Source organism: Bradyrhizobium betae, from assembly GCF_050632175.1.
In the GTDB taxonomy this organism is placed as follows: Bacteria; Pseudomonadota; Alphaproteobacteria; order Rhizobiales; family Xanthobacteraceae; genus Bradyrhizobium; species Bradyrhizobium betae_B.
This window is the reverse complement of the sequence record NZ_CP192576.1, coordinates 1,602,774-1,617,891: the sequence shown is the minus strand read 5'-3', so window position 1 is coordinate 1,617,891 and position 15,118 is coordinate 1,602,774. Positions and strand designations below refer to the sequence as shown.

Sequence of the window (15,118 nt, the reverse complement as noted above, 5' to 3'; positions counted from 1 at the left end):
GAAGTTGTGAATGGTTCCGAACCATCAGCCCCGCGCAAGCAAGAACCCTCATTGTAACTACAACCTTCCAAAGGAGCCCTCTCGATGAGCCTCTACGGCATTATGCGCACCGGCGTTTCCGGGATGGCCGCGCAGTCCAACAAGCTGTCGACGGTCTCGGACAATATCGCGAACGTCAACACCACCGGCTACAAGCGGGCTTCGACCGAATTCTCCTCGCTCATCCTGAAGAGTGGCTCGGGCAATTACGATTCCGGCGCTGTCGAGACGACTGTCCGCTACGCCATCAGCGACGCCGGGCATACGCAGTTCACCACGTCGAGCACGGACCTCTCCGTTCAGGGTAACGGCTTCTTCGTGGTATCGAACGCAACCAACACACAGCAGTACCTGACGCGCGCCGGCTCGTTCGTGCCTGACAGTCAGGGGAATCTGGTCAATGCTGCCGGCTACTACCTGCTCGGTCAGCCGGGCCTGGTGACCAACTTCTCGCAGAACAGCCTGGCGGGACTGCAGATCGTGAACATCGCCCAGGTCTCGCAGGTGCCCGTGCCGTCAACCGCGGGTACGCTCACGACCGGCAATCTGGATCCGACGGCAGCCGTCATTGCGGGTCCGCCAGGCCCGGGCGCGTATTCGTCGAAAAGCTCGATCGTGGCCTACAACAATATCGGCCAGGCCGTGACGCTCGACGTCTACATGTCCCACACAGCGACGGCGGCCGGCCTGGATACCTGGCAGGTCCAGGTTTATGACGCCGCAACGGGTACGTCGCTTGCTCCTGCGACCACTTTCACCTTCGATACCACGGCGGCCGGTAAGGGCGCGCTGGACGCGGCGAGCCCGACGGGTCTGACCGTGAACGTCCCCGGCGGCGCGGCGCTGACCATGGACCTGTCGAACATGACGCAGGTCGGCACTGACTTCAGCTTCAAGGCGACCGTCAACGGCAGCACGCCTTCCGCCATCGACAAGGTCGATGTTGACGATGCGGGCCACGTGACCGCCGTTCTCAAGAACGGGCAGCAGCTGACCCTGTACACGCTCATGCTCGCCGATGTCGCGAGCCCCGACAATCTGACGCCCGAGCCGGGTAACGTCTATTCAACCAACCAGAATTCGGGCAATGCGCAGGCCGGAAATGCCGGCACTGGCGGGCTCGGCACGATTCAGTCCGGCTCGCTCGAAGATTCCAACGTCGACCTCGCGGACGAACTCACCGGGATGATCGAGGCGCAGCGCGGCTTCACCGCCAATTCGAAATCGTTCCAGACCGGGGCGGACCTGCTCGACGTCGTCGTCAACCTGAAGCGCTGAATCCTTCAACGTTCATCCCGCGCAAGAGTCAATCATGTCCCTCACCGCTGCTCTCGACTCCGCTCGCGCGTCGCTCATGGCGTCGGGCATCCAGTCGTCGACCATCTCGCGCAACATAGCCGGCGCCAGCGCCGCCGGCTATTCGCGCAAGATCGCGGTGCTGGACAATCTTCCCGGGGCCGGCGTCTACGTGGCGGCGATCCAGCGCGCCGCGAGTTCCGGTCTCTACAACAACGTCCTGATCGCAACGTCTGCGTCCGCCAAGCAGGATGCGATCCTGAACGGCCTTCAGACGATATCCGCCTCGACCGTGGACGATCCCGAAACCGGGCAGTCGCCGACCGCCCAGCTCAACAAGCTGAAGCAGGCGCTCCAGCAATATGCCAACGCTCCGGACAACACCACGCTGGCGCAGGCGGCGGTCACCTCTGCCAAGGACATGGCGACGGCGCTTAACCAGGCCACCAAGACCGTGCAGACGGTGCGCGAGGGCGCGGACGCCGAGATGGCGACCTCGGTCGCGAATATCAATCAGCTGCTCACCCAGTTCGACAAGGTCAACACCGCGATCGTGAAGGGAACGATCACCGGTGACGACGTCACCGATTATCTCGACCAGCGCGACACCATCGTCTCGAAGCTGTCGCAGGAGGTCGGCGTCTCGATGACGCTCCGCGCCAACGGCGACGCGGCGCTCTATACCGACAGCGGCGTCGTGCTGTTCGACAAGCAGGCGCGCTCGGTCAGCTTCGCTGCGACCAACATCTACTCGCCCGGGACCACAGGCAACGCCGTCTATATCGACGGTGTCCCGGTCACCGGCGCCAATTCCGTGATGCCGATCAAGACCGGCAAGCTCGCGGGTCTCTCCGAGCTGCGCGACAACGCCACGGTAACGTATCAGAGCCAGCTCGACGAAATCGCGCGCGGCCTGGTCGAAACCTTCAAGGAGGTCGACCAGACCGCCTCGGCGCTGCCGGACGTTCCCGGCCTTTTCACCTATCCGGGTGCGCCGGCGATGCCCGCGAGCGCCACCGTCTCGGTCGGCCTTGCCGGCCTGATCAGTGTCGCTGCATCGGTCGATCCGGCGCAAGGCGGCAACCCCAATCTGCTGCGCGACGGCGCGATCAGCGGCAACGTCGCCTACCAATACAATACCGCCGGCAGCGGCGGTTTCTCGACCAGGCTGCAGCAGCTCATCGGCGGCATGGACGCGTCGCAGCCGTTCGATGCAACCACGCAAGGCAAGCCGAGCGGCAGTTTGATCGACTTCGCGGCGTCGTCGACGAGCTGGATCGAAAATCAGCGCAAGGCCGCGGACGATAGCGCCACCTACCAGAACACGCTGCTCGACCGCAGCAACGCGGCGCTGTCGAACGTCAGCGGCGTCAACATGGACGACGAGATGTCCTTGATGCTCCAGGTCGAACGTACCTACTCGGCGTCGTCGAAGATCATCTCGACCGTCGACCAAATGTTGCAGAGCCTGCTGGCTGCCGTGGGGAACTAAGTCATGATGAGCGCCAACTACATCTCCACCTTGATGCTGTCGTCGTCGTTGAGGTCCTCGATCACGAACAATCAGGCTGCGCTGGCCAAGGCCTCGAAGGAAGCCACCACTGGCCGCTTCGCCGATGTCGGCCTCCAGCTTGGCGCCACGACGGGAAGCGACGTTACGCTGCGGGCAGACCTGAGCTTCGCCGATCAGCTCGTCGATACCAACGAGCTCGTCTCCGGACGCCTGGACATTACGCAAAGCCGGATCACCCAGCTCGGCACGACAGCAACGGATTTCCTCAAGGACCTGATCGCGGCCCGCAGTACCGACGGCGGCGGGCGGATCATCCTGCCGCCTGCGTCCTCCAATCTCCAGGATCTGATCGGCGCGCTGAACGTCTCCTATAACGGCTCGTATCTTTTCTCGGGGATCAACACGCAGAACACGCCGATCACGGCCTACACCGCGGGTTCGGCCAGCAAAAACCAGGTTGATGCGGATTTCCTCGCGGCATTCGGCTTTTCGCAGTCTTCGCCGGCCGTGAGCACCATCACGCCGGCCCAGATGCAGACCTTCCTCGACACCACGTTCGATGCCGAGTTCGCGAGCCCGGCCTGGAACACCAATTGGTCAACGGCCACCGACCAGGTCATGCAGAGCCGCATCTCCACGACGGAGATTGCCGATACGTCCGTGAGCGCCAACCAGGCCGGCTTTCGCAAGCTCGCAGAGGCCTACACAATGATGGCCGATCTCGGGAACGTGAACCTGGACCAGGCGACGTTCCAGGTCGTCGTGGACAAGGCCATCGGCCTCGTCGGCAACGCCATCACCGACCTCGCCACGCTCGGCGGCAGCGTCGGCACGGTCCAGCAGCGGGTCACCGGCGCGACCGAAAAGCTCAAGGTTCAGCAGGACATTCTGAACAATCAGATCGTCAAGATGGAGGCGGTCGACCCGACCGAGGCCTCGGTCCGGGTCAATACCCTGCAGACCCAGATCAAGACGGCACTCGCACTCACCTCGCAGCTCCAGCAGATCAGCCTCGTCAACTATCTCTGAGCCTCGGCTAAATTCGTAAGGCTCGTAACCTTTGTCGTGTTGTTCGGTCTCCTGCGCAGAGTGGTTCTGATGACGTTTGAAGCCTATGGATCGGTCGTCGACGATAGCGGCTATGAGGCGCGGGGCCGCGAGCGGCAGGCGCTCAGCCTCGGCATCGACCGGCTCGAGCGGCTCCAGAAGGGACGCTTCAGCTTCGAGGACCTGGTCGAGAGCCTGCTCTACGTGCGGCGGCTGTGGACGATCTTCATCGAAGATCTCGCGCATCCGGAGAATGGACTTCCGGAGAAGCTGCGCGCCGACATCATCTCGATTGGCCTGTGGGTGGTCAAGGAAGCCGACCGGCTTCGCGAGGAGAGGTCGAACGACGTGGTGCAGCTGATCGAAATCAACCGCCTGATCCGAGACGCGCTCTAATGAAGATATCCCTGCGGGCCGGCGAACGCATCTACATCAACGGCGCGGTGCTGCGCGTGGACCGCAAGGTCTCTGTCGAACTCGTCAACGACGTGATGTTCCTGCTCGAAGGGCAGGTCATGCAGGCCTCGGACGCCACCACGGCGCTGCGGCAGCTCTACTTCATCGTCCAGCTCATGCTGATGAATCCTACGGACGTCATCGCCGCGGCCGCGCTCTATGGCGAGCACCATGCGGCGCTGCTTGCGGTTTGCGAGAGCCGCGAGATGCTCGACGGGCTCGCCGCGATCGACGAACTGGTCAAAACGACCCGGTATTTCGACGCGCTCAAGCGGATCCGGGCGCTGTTTCCGGTTGAGGAGGCAATCCTGGCCGAACTGGCCCGTGCCACCACCGAAGTCCCATTCGAGGCTGCCTGACAGCGGAGAGGCAATATGAACGTCACCAGCGCAACCGATAGCACCAACAAGTCCAGTTCGACCAGCTCCAGCACGACCACGGCGAGCAACACCGTCGACTACAATACGTTTCTTCAGCTCCTCGTCGCCGAGATGAAGAATCAGGATCCGACCAATCCGATGGATACGTCGCAATATATGAGCCAGTTCGCCCAACTCTCGACGGTCGAGCAGGCAATGCAGACCAATACCAAGCTGGATGCGCTGCTGTCCTCGCAGTCGCTATCGCAGGCCGACGGGCTGATCGGAAAGACGGTCAGCTTTACCGACTCGACCGGGAAAACCTTCTCCGGCAAAGTCGTTTCGATCTCCATCAACAGCGACGGCTCCGTCGCGACCCTCCAGGACGGCACGAAGGTGGCGGTCGGGCCCGGGCTCACGATCAGCCAGTCATGAACGAGAGGGATGCCCTCGACATCGTCCAGGCTGCGATCTGGACCATCATCGTCGCCTCCGGCCCCGCGGTCGGGGCGGCGATGCTGGTCGGCACCCTCATTGCTCTGATCCAGGCCCTGACCCAGATTCAGGAAGTGACGCTGACCTTCGTCCCGAAGATCATCGTCATTCTCGTGGTCGTCGCCGTCTCCGGCTCCTTCATTGGCGCACATCTCTCGACCTTCACCGAGATGGTCTATTCGCATATCGAGCGCGGCTTCTGATCCCAGGAGCGTCGGCCACCACCCCCGCGTAAGCTTTGCACGGCAGATTGTGGGTCGGACCCTCTGCCGGTGAACCATGGCCGATACGTTAGCTGCTAGCCTGCCAAGCCCGCGCCGCTTCGGGGCGGATGCCTTTTTCGCCGGCGGGATCGTGGCCATGCTCACGATCCTGTTCCTGCCCATACCGCCGATCCTGATCGATCTCGGCCTCGCGTTCTCGATCGCGCTTTCGGCGTTGATCCTGATGGTCGCGTTGTGGATCCAGCGGCCGCTCGATTTCTCCGCCTTTCCGACCGTGCTGTTGATCGCAACGATCCTGCGTCTGGCGCTCAACGTCGCGACGACACGCCTGATCCTGTCGCGAGGCGGGGAGGGGAAACCGCCGCGGGCCATGTCGTAGCAGGCTTCTCGAAGTTCGTCATGGGCGGCGATTTCGTCATCGGTCTGATCATCTTCGCGATCCTGGTCACGGTGAACTTCGTCGTGATCACCAAGGGTGCGACGCGTATCGCCGAAGTCGGCGCCCGCTTTACCCTGGATGCCATTCCCGGCAAGCAGATGGCGATCGACGCGGACCTGTCCGCAGGCCTGATCGACGACAAGGAAGCCCAGCGCCGGCGTCGCGAGCTCGAAGAGGAAAGCTCCTTTTTCGGCGCGATGGACGGTGCCTCGAAATTCGTCCGCGGCGACGCCATCGCCGGCCTGATCATCACCGCGATCAACATCTTCGGCGGCATCATCATCGGCGTCACGCATCACGGTCTGACGCTGTCGCGCGCCGCCGACGTCTACACCAAACTCTCCGTCGGCGATGGTCTCGTAACGCAGATGCCGGCACTGATCGTGTCGCTGTCGGCGGGCCTTCTGGTCTCCAAGGGCGGCACCAGGGGTTCTGCGGAGCAGGCCGTGCTGCGACAGCTTGGCGGCTATCCGCGGGCGGTGTCGGCGGCGTCGTTGATGATGTTCGTGCTCGCCTTGATGCCGGGGCTGCCGATGGCGCCGTTCGTGCTGCTGGGCGGCGTCATGGCCTTCGTCGGTTACTCGCTGCCGAGGCGGCAGGCTGCGCGGGAGAAGAAGGAGCATGCGCGCAAGGCCGACGAGCGCGCCCAGGCCGATGCAAAGGAATCGGTCAAGGAATCGCTCAAGACCGCGGAGATCGAACTGGCGCTCGGCGGTCATCTCTCCGTCCATCTGCTGGGTTCGCGCAACGAGCTTGCGCATCGGGTCAGCAAGATCCGCAAGAAGTTCGCCAAGCAGTACGGCTTTGTCATTCCCGAGATCAAGCTGACCGACAATCTGTCGATGGATCCCAAGGGATATCAGATCCGGATCCACGACACGCGCATCGCCCATGGCGAACTGCGGCTGGGCGAGGTGCTGGTGCTCGTCGACAAGGACGGCAAGCCCGACGTGCCCGGCGACGAGGTGATCGAGCCCGCCTTCGGCATGAAGGCGCTTTGGGTCGCGGAGGCCTTCACCGACGAAGTCAAGCGTCAGGGCTGCAAGCCGGTCGACAACCTGTCGGTGCTGCTCACGCATCTCAGCGAAGTGATCAGGGCGAACCTCTCGCAGCTATTGTCCTACAAGGACATGCGCGGGCTGCTCGACCGGCTCGATCCCGAATACAAACGCCTGATCGAGGATCTCTGCCCCTCGCAGATCTCCTATTCGGGCCTGCTGGCGATCCTGAAGATCCTGCTCGCCGAGCGCGTGTCGATCCGCAACCTTCATCTGATCCTCGAGGCCATCGCCGAGATCGCGCCCCATGTGCGGCGCTCCGAGCAGGTCGCAGAGCACGTGCGGACACGTCTTGCGCAGCAGATCTGCGGCGATCTCTCCGACAACGGTGTGCTGAACGTCATCCGTCTCGGCAACCGCTGGGACCTGGCGTTCCACCAGAGCCTGAAGCGCGACGCCAAGGGCGACGTCGTCGAATTCGACGCCGATCCGCGCCTGATCGAACAATTCGCGACCGAGGCCAGTGCTGCGATCCGCAAGTTTACGGAGAACGGCACCAGTGTGGTTCTGGCGGTGACGCCCGAAGCCCGCCCCTATGTCCGGATGATCCTGGAGCGGGTGTTCCCGACCTTGCCGATCCTGTCGCATGTCGAGGTCGCGCGCAGCGCCGAGATCAGAGCTCTCGGAGCGATATCGTGATCAGCGGCCTTGCCGACAGCGTGCTGGTGACGTTCATCGTGTTCTGTCGCATCGGCGCCTGCCTGATGCTCGTGCCCGGCTATTCCAGCGTCAACGTTCCGGCCCAGATCCGCCTGTTCGTCGCGCTCGTCACGACGTTCGCGCTGACGCCCATCCTGATCGCAATCCTGAAACCGCTCACGGACAACGCCGCGCCGCTGACGCTCGCGCTCCTGATCTGCTCCGAAATCGTGGTCGGCAGCGTCATCGGGCTTGGCGGGCGTGTGTTCTTCCTCGCGCTCCAGACCATGGCGACCGTGATGGCGAGCGCGATCGGGCTCAGCAACATCCCGGGAACGCCTGTCGGCGACACCGATCCGGCGCCGGCCCTGGTGCCGCTGATCATGGCGTCCGTCACCACCCTGTTCTTCATCACCGACCAGCACTGGCAGGTCCTGCGGGGGCTGATGAACTCATACGACGTCTGGCATCCCGGCAGCAGGCTCGGCGGAAGCATGGCGCTCGATCTGCTCGTCAGCCGCCTGTCTGAGGCATTCGTTCTGACGTTGCGCATCACCAGCCCCTTCATCGTCTACTCGGTCATCGTCAACCTGGCGGTCGGCCTGATCAACAAGCTGACGCCGGCAATTCCGGTCTATTTCATCTCGGTGCCCTTCGTGCTGTTTGGTGGATTCCTGCTGATCTACCTCACCAGCGACGAGCTCTTGACGCAATTCATGCTGGGCGTCTCGTCGTGGCTGGCGGAGTGAGGGCCATGACGTCGCGCGCGGACAAGCTCGGCAGGATGGTCTCGCTCGTGAAGCTCCAGCTCCGGCTGTCCGAGTGGCAGCTGGCGCAATTGCGGCAGCAGCAGCGTAGCTTGCAGGACGAGCAGGAATGGCTGGTGGGTACGCTGAACGAGGGGAATCCGCCGGCGGGCTCGTCGAGCGAATCGATCGCACGCCGCCTGAACAGGACGAGCGTTGGTGCGCGCGCGGTTCAGACGCAGGCATCGCAGCAGCTCGACCAGGTCCGCTCGGAGAGCCGTCGTGTGAAACAGCTCGAGCAGGTCGCGAAGGCGGCGCTGGCCGACAAGCTTCGCGACGCGGAGAAGCGCTCGCTCGAGGAGATGACGGGAATAAGCCCTGCCGCGCGCGAGTGGACGCTGCGGCCAGCCAACCGGAACAAGACATGATCGTGACAGCGACCCCCGACCTCGTCCTCGACGTCCTCGATGCCGCCGATCCCGTGACGCAGCGCGCAGCGACTGCGAAGCTCGATGCGCTGAAATCATCCGACACCGATTTCGCCGCCACGATGGATGCCGAGGTCGGTAAGGCCAAGGCAGCGACCGGCGATCAAGCCGCGGCGAAGGTTGCCGAAGCGCCGTCGGGTGCGGTCAACGGGCCGCCCGTACAGGTGATCAAGGCACCGGCGTCCGGAGAGGTGTACCGGAAGTTCGAGGCGTTCATCCTGCAGACCTTCGTCGAGACCATGCTGCCGAAGGAATCGGAGGAGGTCTTCGGCAAGGGCACGGCCGGCGGCGTCTGGAAGTCGATGCTGGCGGAACAGCTTGGCGCCCAGCTCGCGAAGGGCAAGGGCATCGGCATTGCCAAGCAGCTCGCCGCTGCACATCCGGCGGGTCCGGACGTTACGGGCAAGGTCGGATCATGATCCGGAAACGGGCGACAGAAGTTGAGGGGTGAATTTCCAATGCAGGCACAAGAAGGCGCGGCGGCCGTGGTGATGGAGCAGCCGGTCGAGGATACCGAGGCGATGACGATGGGGGCCGCATCGCGTGATGCGTTGTTGCCCGTGCTGCTGCCGAATGTCGGCGACGAGGCGGAGATCGATGGCGCCGACGGGGCGAGATCCGACGAGATGCGCGGTCTGCTGGCGGCGATCCGCCGGCTCGAGAGCATCGTCGAGGAGGAGACGGCCGCGCTCGCGACCGGCAAGAAGGTCGATTTCGACGACTTCAGCGCGCGGAAGAGCCGCAGCATGCTCGAATTCGTCCGCCTGATGCGGGCGCGGATGCATCTCGGCAGCGAGGTCGAGATCACCGAGGAGATACAGCGGCTGCGCGAGAAGCTCGAGCGAAATCGTTCCATCCTCGAAATGCACTACGATGCGGTGCGCGAGGTCGCGACCATCATCGTCAGGGCGATCAAGGACGCCGAATCGGACGGTACCTACACGGGCCGTACAACGCAGGACGGAAAATGATCAGACTCGTGCTGGCCGGGCTCTGGGTTTGCATCCTCACCGCGGGCACGAGCTATGGCGTGGCCTATTGGAAGGAAAACGGCACTCTGCTGCCGGCAAAGGACGAATTTCTCGACGGACTTCAATACCAGAAAACACGCGCGCTGAGCGTGCCGATGGTCGAGGGCGGCGGTGTGCAGGGTTATATCGTGGCGCGCTTCGTCTACACCGTCGAGGCGCGGACCATGCACCAGCTCAGCGTTCCGCCGGAGCCGTTCGTCGTCGACGAGGCCTTCCGCAGGATCTACGCTGACGATCGCCTCGATTTCAGAAAGCTCGCCCGCTACGACCTCTCCATCCTCACGACCGCTATCAAGCAGCGCGTGAACGAGAGGATGCAGGCCGACGTCGTCCAGGACGTTCTGATCGAGGACTTCAACTACGTTTCGAAGGACGAATTCCAGCAGAAGCCCTGAAGCGCTTTCGAGCGAGGCGGATACCGGTTCGCTTCAAGACGCGTCAGGACGAGTCTCTGGAACCACGGCGGCTGCCGCGGCAAGGCGGTAGCCGTGTTCTGCCGTGTCTGCCGCTGAACGTGCAACGGCCTCGGCGAAGTGTACTCCGCAGAGGCCGTTGTCGTCAGTTCGTGTCGGTGCCCTGCCGCGTCAGTTTCCGGCCGGGTACGCCGTCGGGGCGGCATGAGCCCTGTTCAGGAGGATGCCGACTTCGTCGAGGTCCTGCATCGGCACGTCGATGGTTTCGCCGGCCGGGATGTTGATGCGGTATCCGACGTAGCGTCGGGCCACGATCGCATCGAAGCCGAGGCGGTCGCGGAGTTTCTTGCGCAGCTTGCTGACGTGGCTCTCGATCACGCTCTCGTCGAAAGTCGACTCGAAGATGCCATAGACCGCGTTGAAGATCTGGGTCTTGGTGATCCACTTGCCGTGGTTGCTGACCATATATTCGAGAATGCGCAGTTCGCGGCGGGGCAGGGTGAGGGCGTGGCCCGCGATCTCGGGGTCACGTCCGTTGAAGAAGACCTGGATCCTGGTCTCGCAGGGCCTCGGCAGCTCTCCCACCCGGCGGCGCGCGATCGCGGCCGTTCGGGCGAGGATCTCGCGCAGGTGAATCGGCACGTGCACGACGTCGTCGACGCCCGATCTCGAACAGCTCAAGCGTGTTCTTGAGCATTTTCTGGCTGCTCATGGCGATGATGGGAGCCGAAGAGCGCTTGCGCATCGCCCGCGGCAGGCTTCCGCGGGAATCGCAATCCCCGAGGAGGAAGGCGTCGACCGCTGCCAGATCCGATTCATTCGCAGATTGCAGCCATTCCCAGAATTCTCCGGAGGAGAATCCGATTGACGATACGCCTTCGCGAACAAGCCCTGCAACGTAGCTGTTCGCGACGCTCTCGCGATCATCAACGATAATATACATCAGTCTTCGCCCCTGTTTCGCGCTTGTTGCGGCCGGCTGGTTGTTGTGATGTCCCGGCGCGGCAACGACGCTGTTTGACGACATTCCTTTCCCGCGTACCGTTATTATGGCTTCGATATTCGCGGGCAGCCCTACGCATTCAGTGCCTGCGTGCGCAGGCCTGTTACTTCGACTCGATACTGAACGCTTACTGTGAGGCCCGGCGGGTGTCTTACGATCACCTCGCGGAGCGGATTGAGACAGCGACCTAGAACAGTTGCGCCAAGTTGCTTATTCGAACGCTACTGAACTCTGCCGTTCCCCTCGCCAACTGGCGAGAATCACTTGAGTAGGACCGTAACAATTGCCGATTACCGATCAAGCGCGCGCGACGAAGCGATTGCTAAGTGTGTTTGATGCTGTTGATTCGTTTCGGGTTGTTTCTTTGTATATTCAATCGCATCAGTTGATTTTATATCCGAACTAACTTTGCACCTTGGCGGGCGTAAAGTTCCGCATCTCCGTATAATCACAGCTATTTTGGGTAGTGCCGCGAGTGACGTGCATGGAGGGGTTTTCAACCTCGAATTGACGCGCGGACCGGTTTTTCCACATGCGACAATTCGACTCACGTCCGGAGTGAAGACTCCAGCTTGGCGAAATCTTGGCGAGTGTGTGTCTTTCGAGTCGCACTATCGCCACGTGCATGACGCTTTGGACTCGTGTCGCGTCGCGTTGCGCGTGATGAAAGGTTTTCGTTGCGCACGTTTCAGGCAAGCTTCGGCAACTAGCTTCACCGTTCGATAGACCGAACCGAACGGAGCATTTTCACATGTTGTCCGATGGACAAGCTCGTCCCGGCGAGACCGCCGAAGTTTCCGCGACAGCGAAGCCGGCGCCGGAAGTGCGCGATAACAAGGACAATGTGGCGCGAGCGACCAAGCCTGTTGCGAGCTCGAAGCGAGCGTCGGCTGCGACGAGCGATGAAACCCTCGCGAAGGAAGCGCTCGAGGGTCTGAAGCGTATTCGTGCAAAGGCGCGCCTCGACAAGATGGCAATACCCAAGCCTGCGCCGGTCGTGATGAAGCCCGCGACGATCGTGGCCAAGCCGCCGCCGCCCCGTCCGACCTGGGTCGCGCCGCTGGCGACATTGGCGGTGGCCGCTATTCTCGTTGTCTGCGCCTGCACCGGCGTGATCGCCTATCTCACCACGCAGCCGGCCCAGAACAACGTCGCGGCCAATATGGAGATCAGGAATCTGCGCGAGACCGTCGCGCAGCTGCGCAAGCAAGTGTCGGGCGTGTCCGAAAATCTCGACGGCCTGCGTACCGCGGTCGATCAATCGAGCAAGGCAACCAACGACCGTTTTGGCCGTTTCGCCGAGAACCTGGATCGTATCGAACGAGTGAGCTCGTCCTCGACGGTGAAGCTCGACAAGCTCGCGCAGGCGCAGGCCCAGGCTCCGACGCCCGTTGCCTCACAACCGCAGCAGCCGATGCCGGTGATGGCCTCGGTCACCGCGCCCGAGATCACGGGTTCGGTGGTTCCGTCCGAGCGCATGGCGGCGCCCCGCAAGGTGATCAAGGGCTGGTCGGTTCGCCAGGCCTATGAGGGGGTTGCGATCCTGCAAAGTCCGAAAGGCGTCATAGAGGCCGTGCTGGGACAGCAGGTGCCCGGCCTTGGCCGCATCGAGGAGATCAGGAGCGAGAACGGGCGTCTGGTGGTGGAAGCCAGCGGCGGTGTCGTCTACTCGTCACGCAAGGCAGCGCCCTGACGAGCGGAGCCTTCTACTGGCGATGATGCTCGAAGCTGGTGCATAGCAGGTCGATTTCCGGCTCCGCGATCGGTGCGCGGAACAGGCGGCAGCTGAACTCGACCGTCGCCTTGCCGTCCGCAGCGGTGCGATCTTCGCGCAGGAAGATGCATCGCTTGCAAACGTCGGTATGGTGCCGTTGCTCCGCCGCGTCCGACTGATCCAGCACGTGCCGGAGCGTGTCGCGAAAGCGGATCTTGCCGTCGTCGTCGAGAACGGCGATCGCCTCGACGAGCACGTTGACGGGGTCGCGCATCAGAAACTTCTTGCCCTGCTGCGTGACGCTGAGCAACACCGAGCGCTTGTCCGTGGCGGAGCGCTTGCGCTCGATATAACCGAGCCGTTCGAGTTCGCCGATGATGAAAGAGGCGGTGCCGCGCGTGGTGCCGACATAGCTTGCGAGCGCCGAGGGCGTCCGCGAGAAGCGGTTGGCGCGGGAGAGGAAGCGCAAGGCCATCCATTCGCGGTCGCGCAGGCCATGCTTGGTGCCTTCGAACCACAGGATTCGGGCCATCTGCCCCAGTAATTCAATCGCTTCGCGAGCTAAAATCATCTCAAGTCCGGATCGGATAAAGCCATATTCAATTGGGTTTCTGGTTGTGCAATCCGGGCGGGCGAGCATGAGTCATCGAGCGATGCTTCACTCGAAAACGGGATAACCGGCCGCGCCTGGAAGACACTTCTCCGTTGTGGAGACCGAAGTTCGGATGTGGAACTAGGGCGTTACAAAGAAAGTTCGAGTAAATTGCACGGCTCAACTCTTCTGAAAACTTCCATCAAATGACCGAGATTCACGCGTAAGATTCCGATCAAGCGCGGCGGCGGAGCAACATGATGTGTCGGTGCGGTCGCGGCGGAGCCCATTTGTTGCGGCAAGACGTTTCAAACCGTGCGGACGAGCGGGATGCCTGCAACTCGGGCCATGCGAATGACGACGGGAGTACCGCCATTCTCGGTTAACGGATGTTGCGCTGCGATGCGCCTGGGTAGTTAAATCCGAAATACGATTGCCCGGGGGTGTGTCATCGATCCCGGCGCATGGCACGCCGTCGGCAGGGAGCGTTAGATCGTCGTTCGCCGATCGGCTTTGGTGTGCGTCGATCGGCAGGCCATGGCTCGCAGGCTGGTGATTTGCGTTTGGCCCGCAATTGCTGGCGAATGCGTCGCCTGAAGGAACAGGGCCAGGCATCAGGAAGGATAGACCGATGAGCATTGAAACCACCATGACATCCGACGTCGTCGGGCTGACGAAAGTCGCCCCGGTCTCGCGCCGCGGATTCATGAGCGCTACCGCGGCCGTTGCCGCCGGCTACACGCTCGCGGCCGGGCCGGTCCGCGCCGAGGCGATCGCGACTGACACCAGCGGCCTCCAGGTGGGCGATGCCAAGGTCAAGGTCGGCTCCGAAGAGATGCCCGTCTACTTCGCCCGCCCGGCCGGCAACACCAAGGCGCCCGTGATCATCGTGGCGATGGAGATCTTCGGCCTGCACGAATACATCAAGGACGTGACGCGGCGCCTGGCCAAGCTCGGCGCATTCGCGATCGCACCCGACTATTACTTCCGCAAGGGCGTCGATCTCACCAAGATCGGCGAGATCAAGGACCTGCTGCCGGTCGTCAACGCCAAGCCGGACGCCGAGCTGCTGTCCGACCTCGACGCGACCGTGGTGTGGGCAGGGTCGCAGGGCGGCGACACCGCCAGGCTCGGCATCATCGGCTTCTGCCGCGGCGGGCGCACCGTCTGGGAATATGCCGCCCATAGCGGCGCGCTCAAGGCCGGCGTCGCCTTCTACGGCACGGTGGTCGACCCTGCCAACCCGCTGTGGCCAAAGAGCCCGATGCAACTGGCTCCCGAAATGAAGGCGCCGGTGCTCGGCCTCTATGGCGGCGCCGACACCGGCATTCCCGTCGCCCAGGTCGAGCAGATGAAAGCGGCGCTCGCGGAGAACAAGAAGACGGCTGAGTTCAAGATCTATCCGGATGCGCCGCACGGCTTCCATGCCGACTACCGCGGCAGCTACCGCAAGGATGCGGCGGAAGATGCCTGGAAGCAGGCGGAAGCCTGGTTCAAGAAGTACGGCGTCCTGAGCTGACGCCTAGCTAATTGCTGACGCCGAATTCGCAGGGCGGCCCGAGCGGC

Annotated in this window: 15 protein-coding genes and 2 pseudogenes; 15 read left to right on the top strand and 2 right to left on the bottom strand. The window is 62.8% G+C overall.

Going from position 1 to position 15,118, the window contains the following annotated elements:
- Positions 1-84 precede the first annotated feature (84 nt).
- From ACQ86E_RS08015 to ACQ86E_RS07955, 13 genes and pseudogenes are all read left to right on the top strand, one after another.
- A complete protein-coding gene (locus ACQ86E_RS08015; RefSeq protein WP_431204947.1) occupies positions 85-1,317 on the top strand; it encodes a flagellar hook protein FlgE in 1,233 nt (410 codons plus the stop codon).
- 34 nt (positions 1,318-1,351) lie between these two features.
- The gene (gene flgK / locus ACQ86E_RS08010; RefSeq protein ID WP_431204946.1) at positions 1,352-2,827 is read left to right on the top strand and encodes a flagellar hook-associated protein FlgK; all 1,476 of its coding nucleotides are present in this window, start codon (positions 1,352-1,354) and stop codon (positions 2,825-2,827) included.
- 3 nt (positions 2,828-2,830) lie between these two features.
- Positions 2,831-3,877: a flagellar hook-associated family protein gene (locus tag ACQ86E_RS08005; RefSeq protein WP_431204945.1), complete on the top strand. Its 1,047-nt coding sequence runs from the start codon at positions 2,831-2,833 to the stop codon at positions 3,875-3,877.
- Between the two features lie 69 nt (positions 3,878-3,946).
- A complete protein-coding gene (gene flaF / locus ACQ86E_RS08000) occupies positions 3,947-4,291 on the top strand; it encodes a flagellar biosynthesis regulator FlaF (RefSeq protein ID WP_168213321.1) in 345 nt (114 codons plus the stop codon).
- Positions 4,291-4,710, top strand: coding sequence for a flagellar biosynthesis repressor FlbT (gene flbT / locus ACQ86E_RS07995; protein ID WP_431204944.1), 420 nt, complete (start codon positions 4,291-4,293; stop codon positions 4,708-4,710). The genes flaF and flbT overlap by 1 nt, the downstream gene beginning before the upstream one ends.
- A gap of 15 nt (positions 4,711-4,725) precedes the next feature.
- Positions 4,726-5,145: a flagellar hook assembly protein FlgD gene (gene flgD / locus ACQ86E_RS07990; protein ID WP_431204943.1), complete on the top strand. Its 420-nt coding sequence runs from the start codon at positions 4,726-4,728 to the stop codon at positions 5,143-5,145.
- The gene (fliQ, locus tag ACQ86E_RS07985; RefSeq protein WP_375312969.1) at positions 5,142-5,408 is read left to right on the top strand and encodes a flagellar biosynthesis protein FliQ; all 267 of its coding nucleotides are present in this window, start codon (positions 5,142-5,144) and stop codon (positions 5,406-5,408) included. Before flgD ends, fliQ begins: the two co-directional genes overlap by 4 nt.
- Positions 5,409-5,484: 76 nt before the next feature.
- Positions 5,485-7,565: pseudogene (gene flhA, locus ACQ86E_RS07980) on the top strand (flagellar biosynthesis protein FlhA).
- Entirely contained in the window at positions 7,562-8,314 is a 753-nt protein-coding gene (fliR, locus tag ACQ86E_RS07975) for a flagellar biosynthesis protein FliR (protein WP_375312971.1), read from the top strand. The pseudogene flhA and the gene fliR overlap by 4 nt, the downstream one beginning before the upstream one ends.
- 5 nt (positions 8,315-8,319) lie before the next feature.
- Positions 8,320-8,739 carry a hypothetical protein gene (locus ACQ86E_RS07970; protein WP_431204942.1) on the top strand — a complete coding sequence of 140 codons (420 nt, stop codon included), beginning with the start codon at positions 8,320-8,322 and terminating at the stop codon, positions 8,737-8,739.
- Entirely contained in the window at positions 8,736-9,218 is a 483-nt protein-coding gene (locus ACQ86E_RS07965; RefSeq protein WP_431204941.1) for a rod-binding protein, read from the top strand. The genes ACQ86E_RS07970 and ACQ86E_RS07965 overlap by 4 nt, the downstream gene beginning before the upstream one ends.
- A 39-nt stretch (positions 9,219-9,257) precedes the next feature.
- Positions 9,258-9,770 (top strand): flagellar biosynthesis protein FlgN, encoded by a 513-nt coding sequence (locus tag ACQ86E_RS07960; protein WP_431204940.1) that lies wholly within the window; start codon positions 9,258-9,260, stop codon positions 9,768-9,770.
- Positions 9,767-10,225: a hypothetical protein gene (locus ACQ86E_RS07955; RefSeq protein ID WP_431204939.1), complete on the top strand. Its 459-nt coding sequence runs from the start codon at positions 9,767-9,769 to the stop codon at positions 10,223-10,225. Before ACQ86E_RS07960 ends, ACQ86E_RS07955 begins: the two co-directional genes overlap by 4 nt.
- A 189-nt stretch (positions 10,226-10,414) precedes the next feature.
- On the opposite strand, the pseudogene ACQ86E_RS07950 reads toward ACQ86E_RS07955, so the two are convergent.
- Positions 10,415-11,186, bottom strand: a pseudogene (locus tag ACQ86E_RS07950) (response regulator transcription factor).
- A gap of 811 nt (positions 11,187-11,997) precedes the next feature.
- Here ACQ86E_RS07950 and ACQ86E_RS07945 point away from each other — a divergent pair.
- Positions 11,998-12,939: a hypothetical protein gene (locus ACQ86E_RS07945; protein WP_431204938.1), complete on the top strand. Its 942-nt coding sequence runs from the start codon at positions 11,998-12,000 to the stop codon at positions 12,937-12,939.
- A gap of 13 nt (positions 12,940-12,952) precedes the next feature.
- Here ACQ86E_RS07945 and ACQ86E_RS07940 read toward each other — a convergent pair whose 3' ends face one another.
- A complete protein-coding gene (locus ACQ86E_RS07940) occupies positions 12,953-13,531 on the bottom strand; it encodes a MarR family winged helix-turn-helix transcriptional regulator (protein WP_431206428.1) in 579 nt (192 codons plus the stop codon).
- A 652-nt stretch (positions 13,532-14,183) separates the two neighbouring features.
- Here ACQ86E_RS07940 and ACQ86E_RS07935 point away from each other — a divergent pair.
- Positions 14,184-15,071: a dienelactone hydrolase family protein gene (locus tag ACQ86E_RS07935; RefSeq protein ID WP_431204937.1), complete on the top strand. Its 888-nt coding sequence runs from the start codon at positions 14,184-14,186 to the stop codon at positions 15,069-15,071.
- The last annotated feature ends 47 nt before the right edge of the window (positions 15,072-15,118 follow it).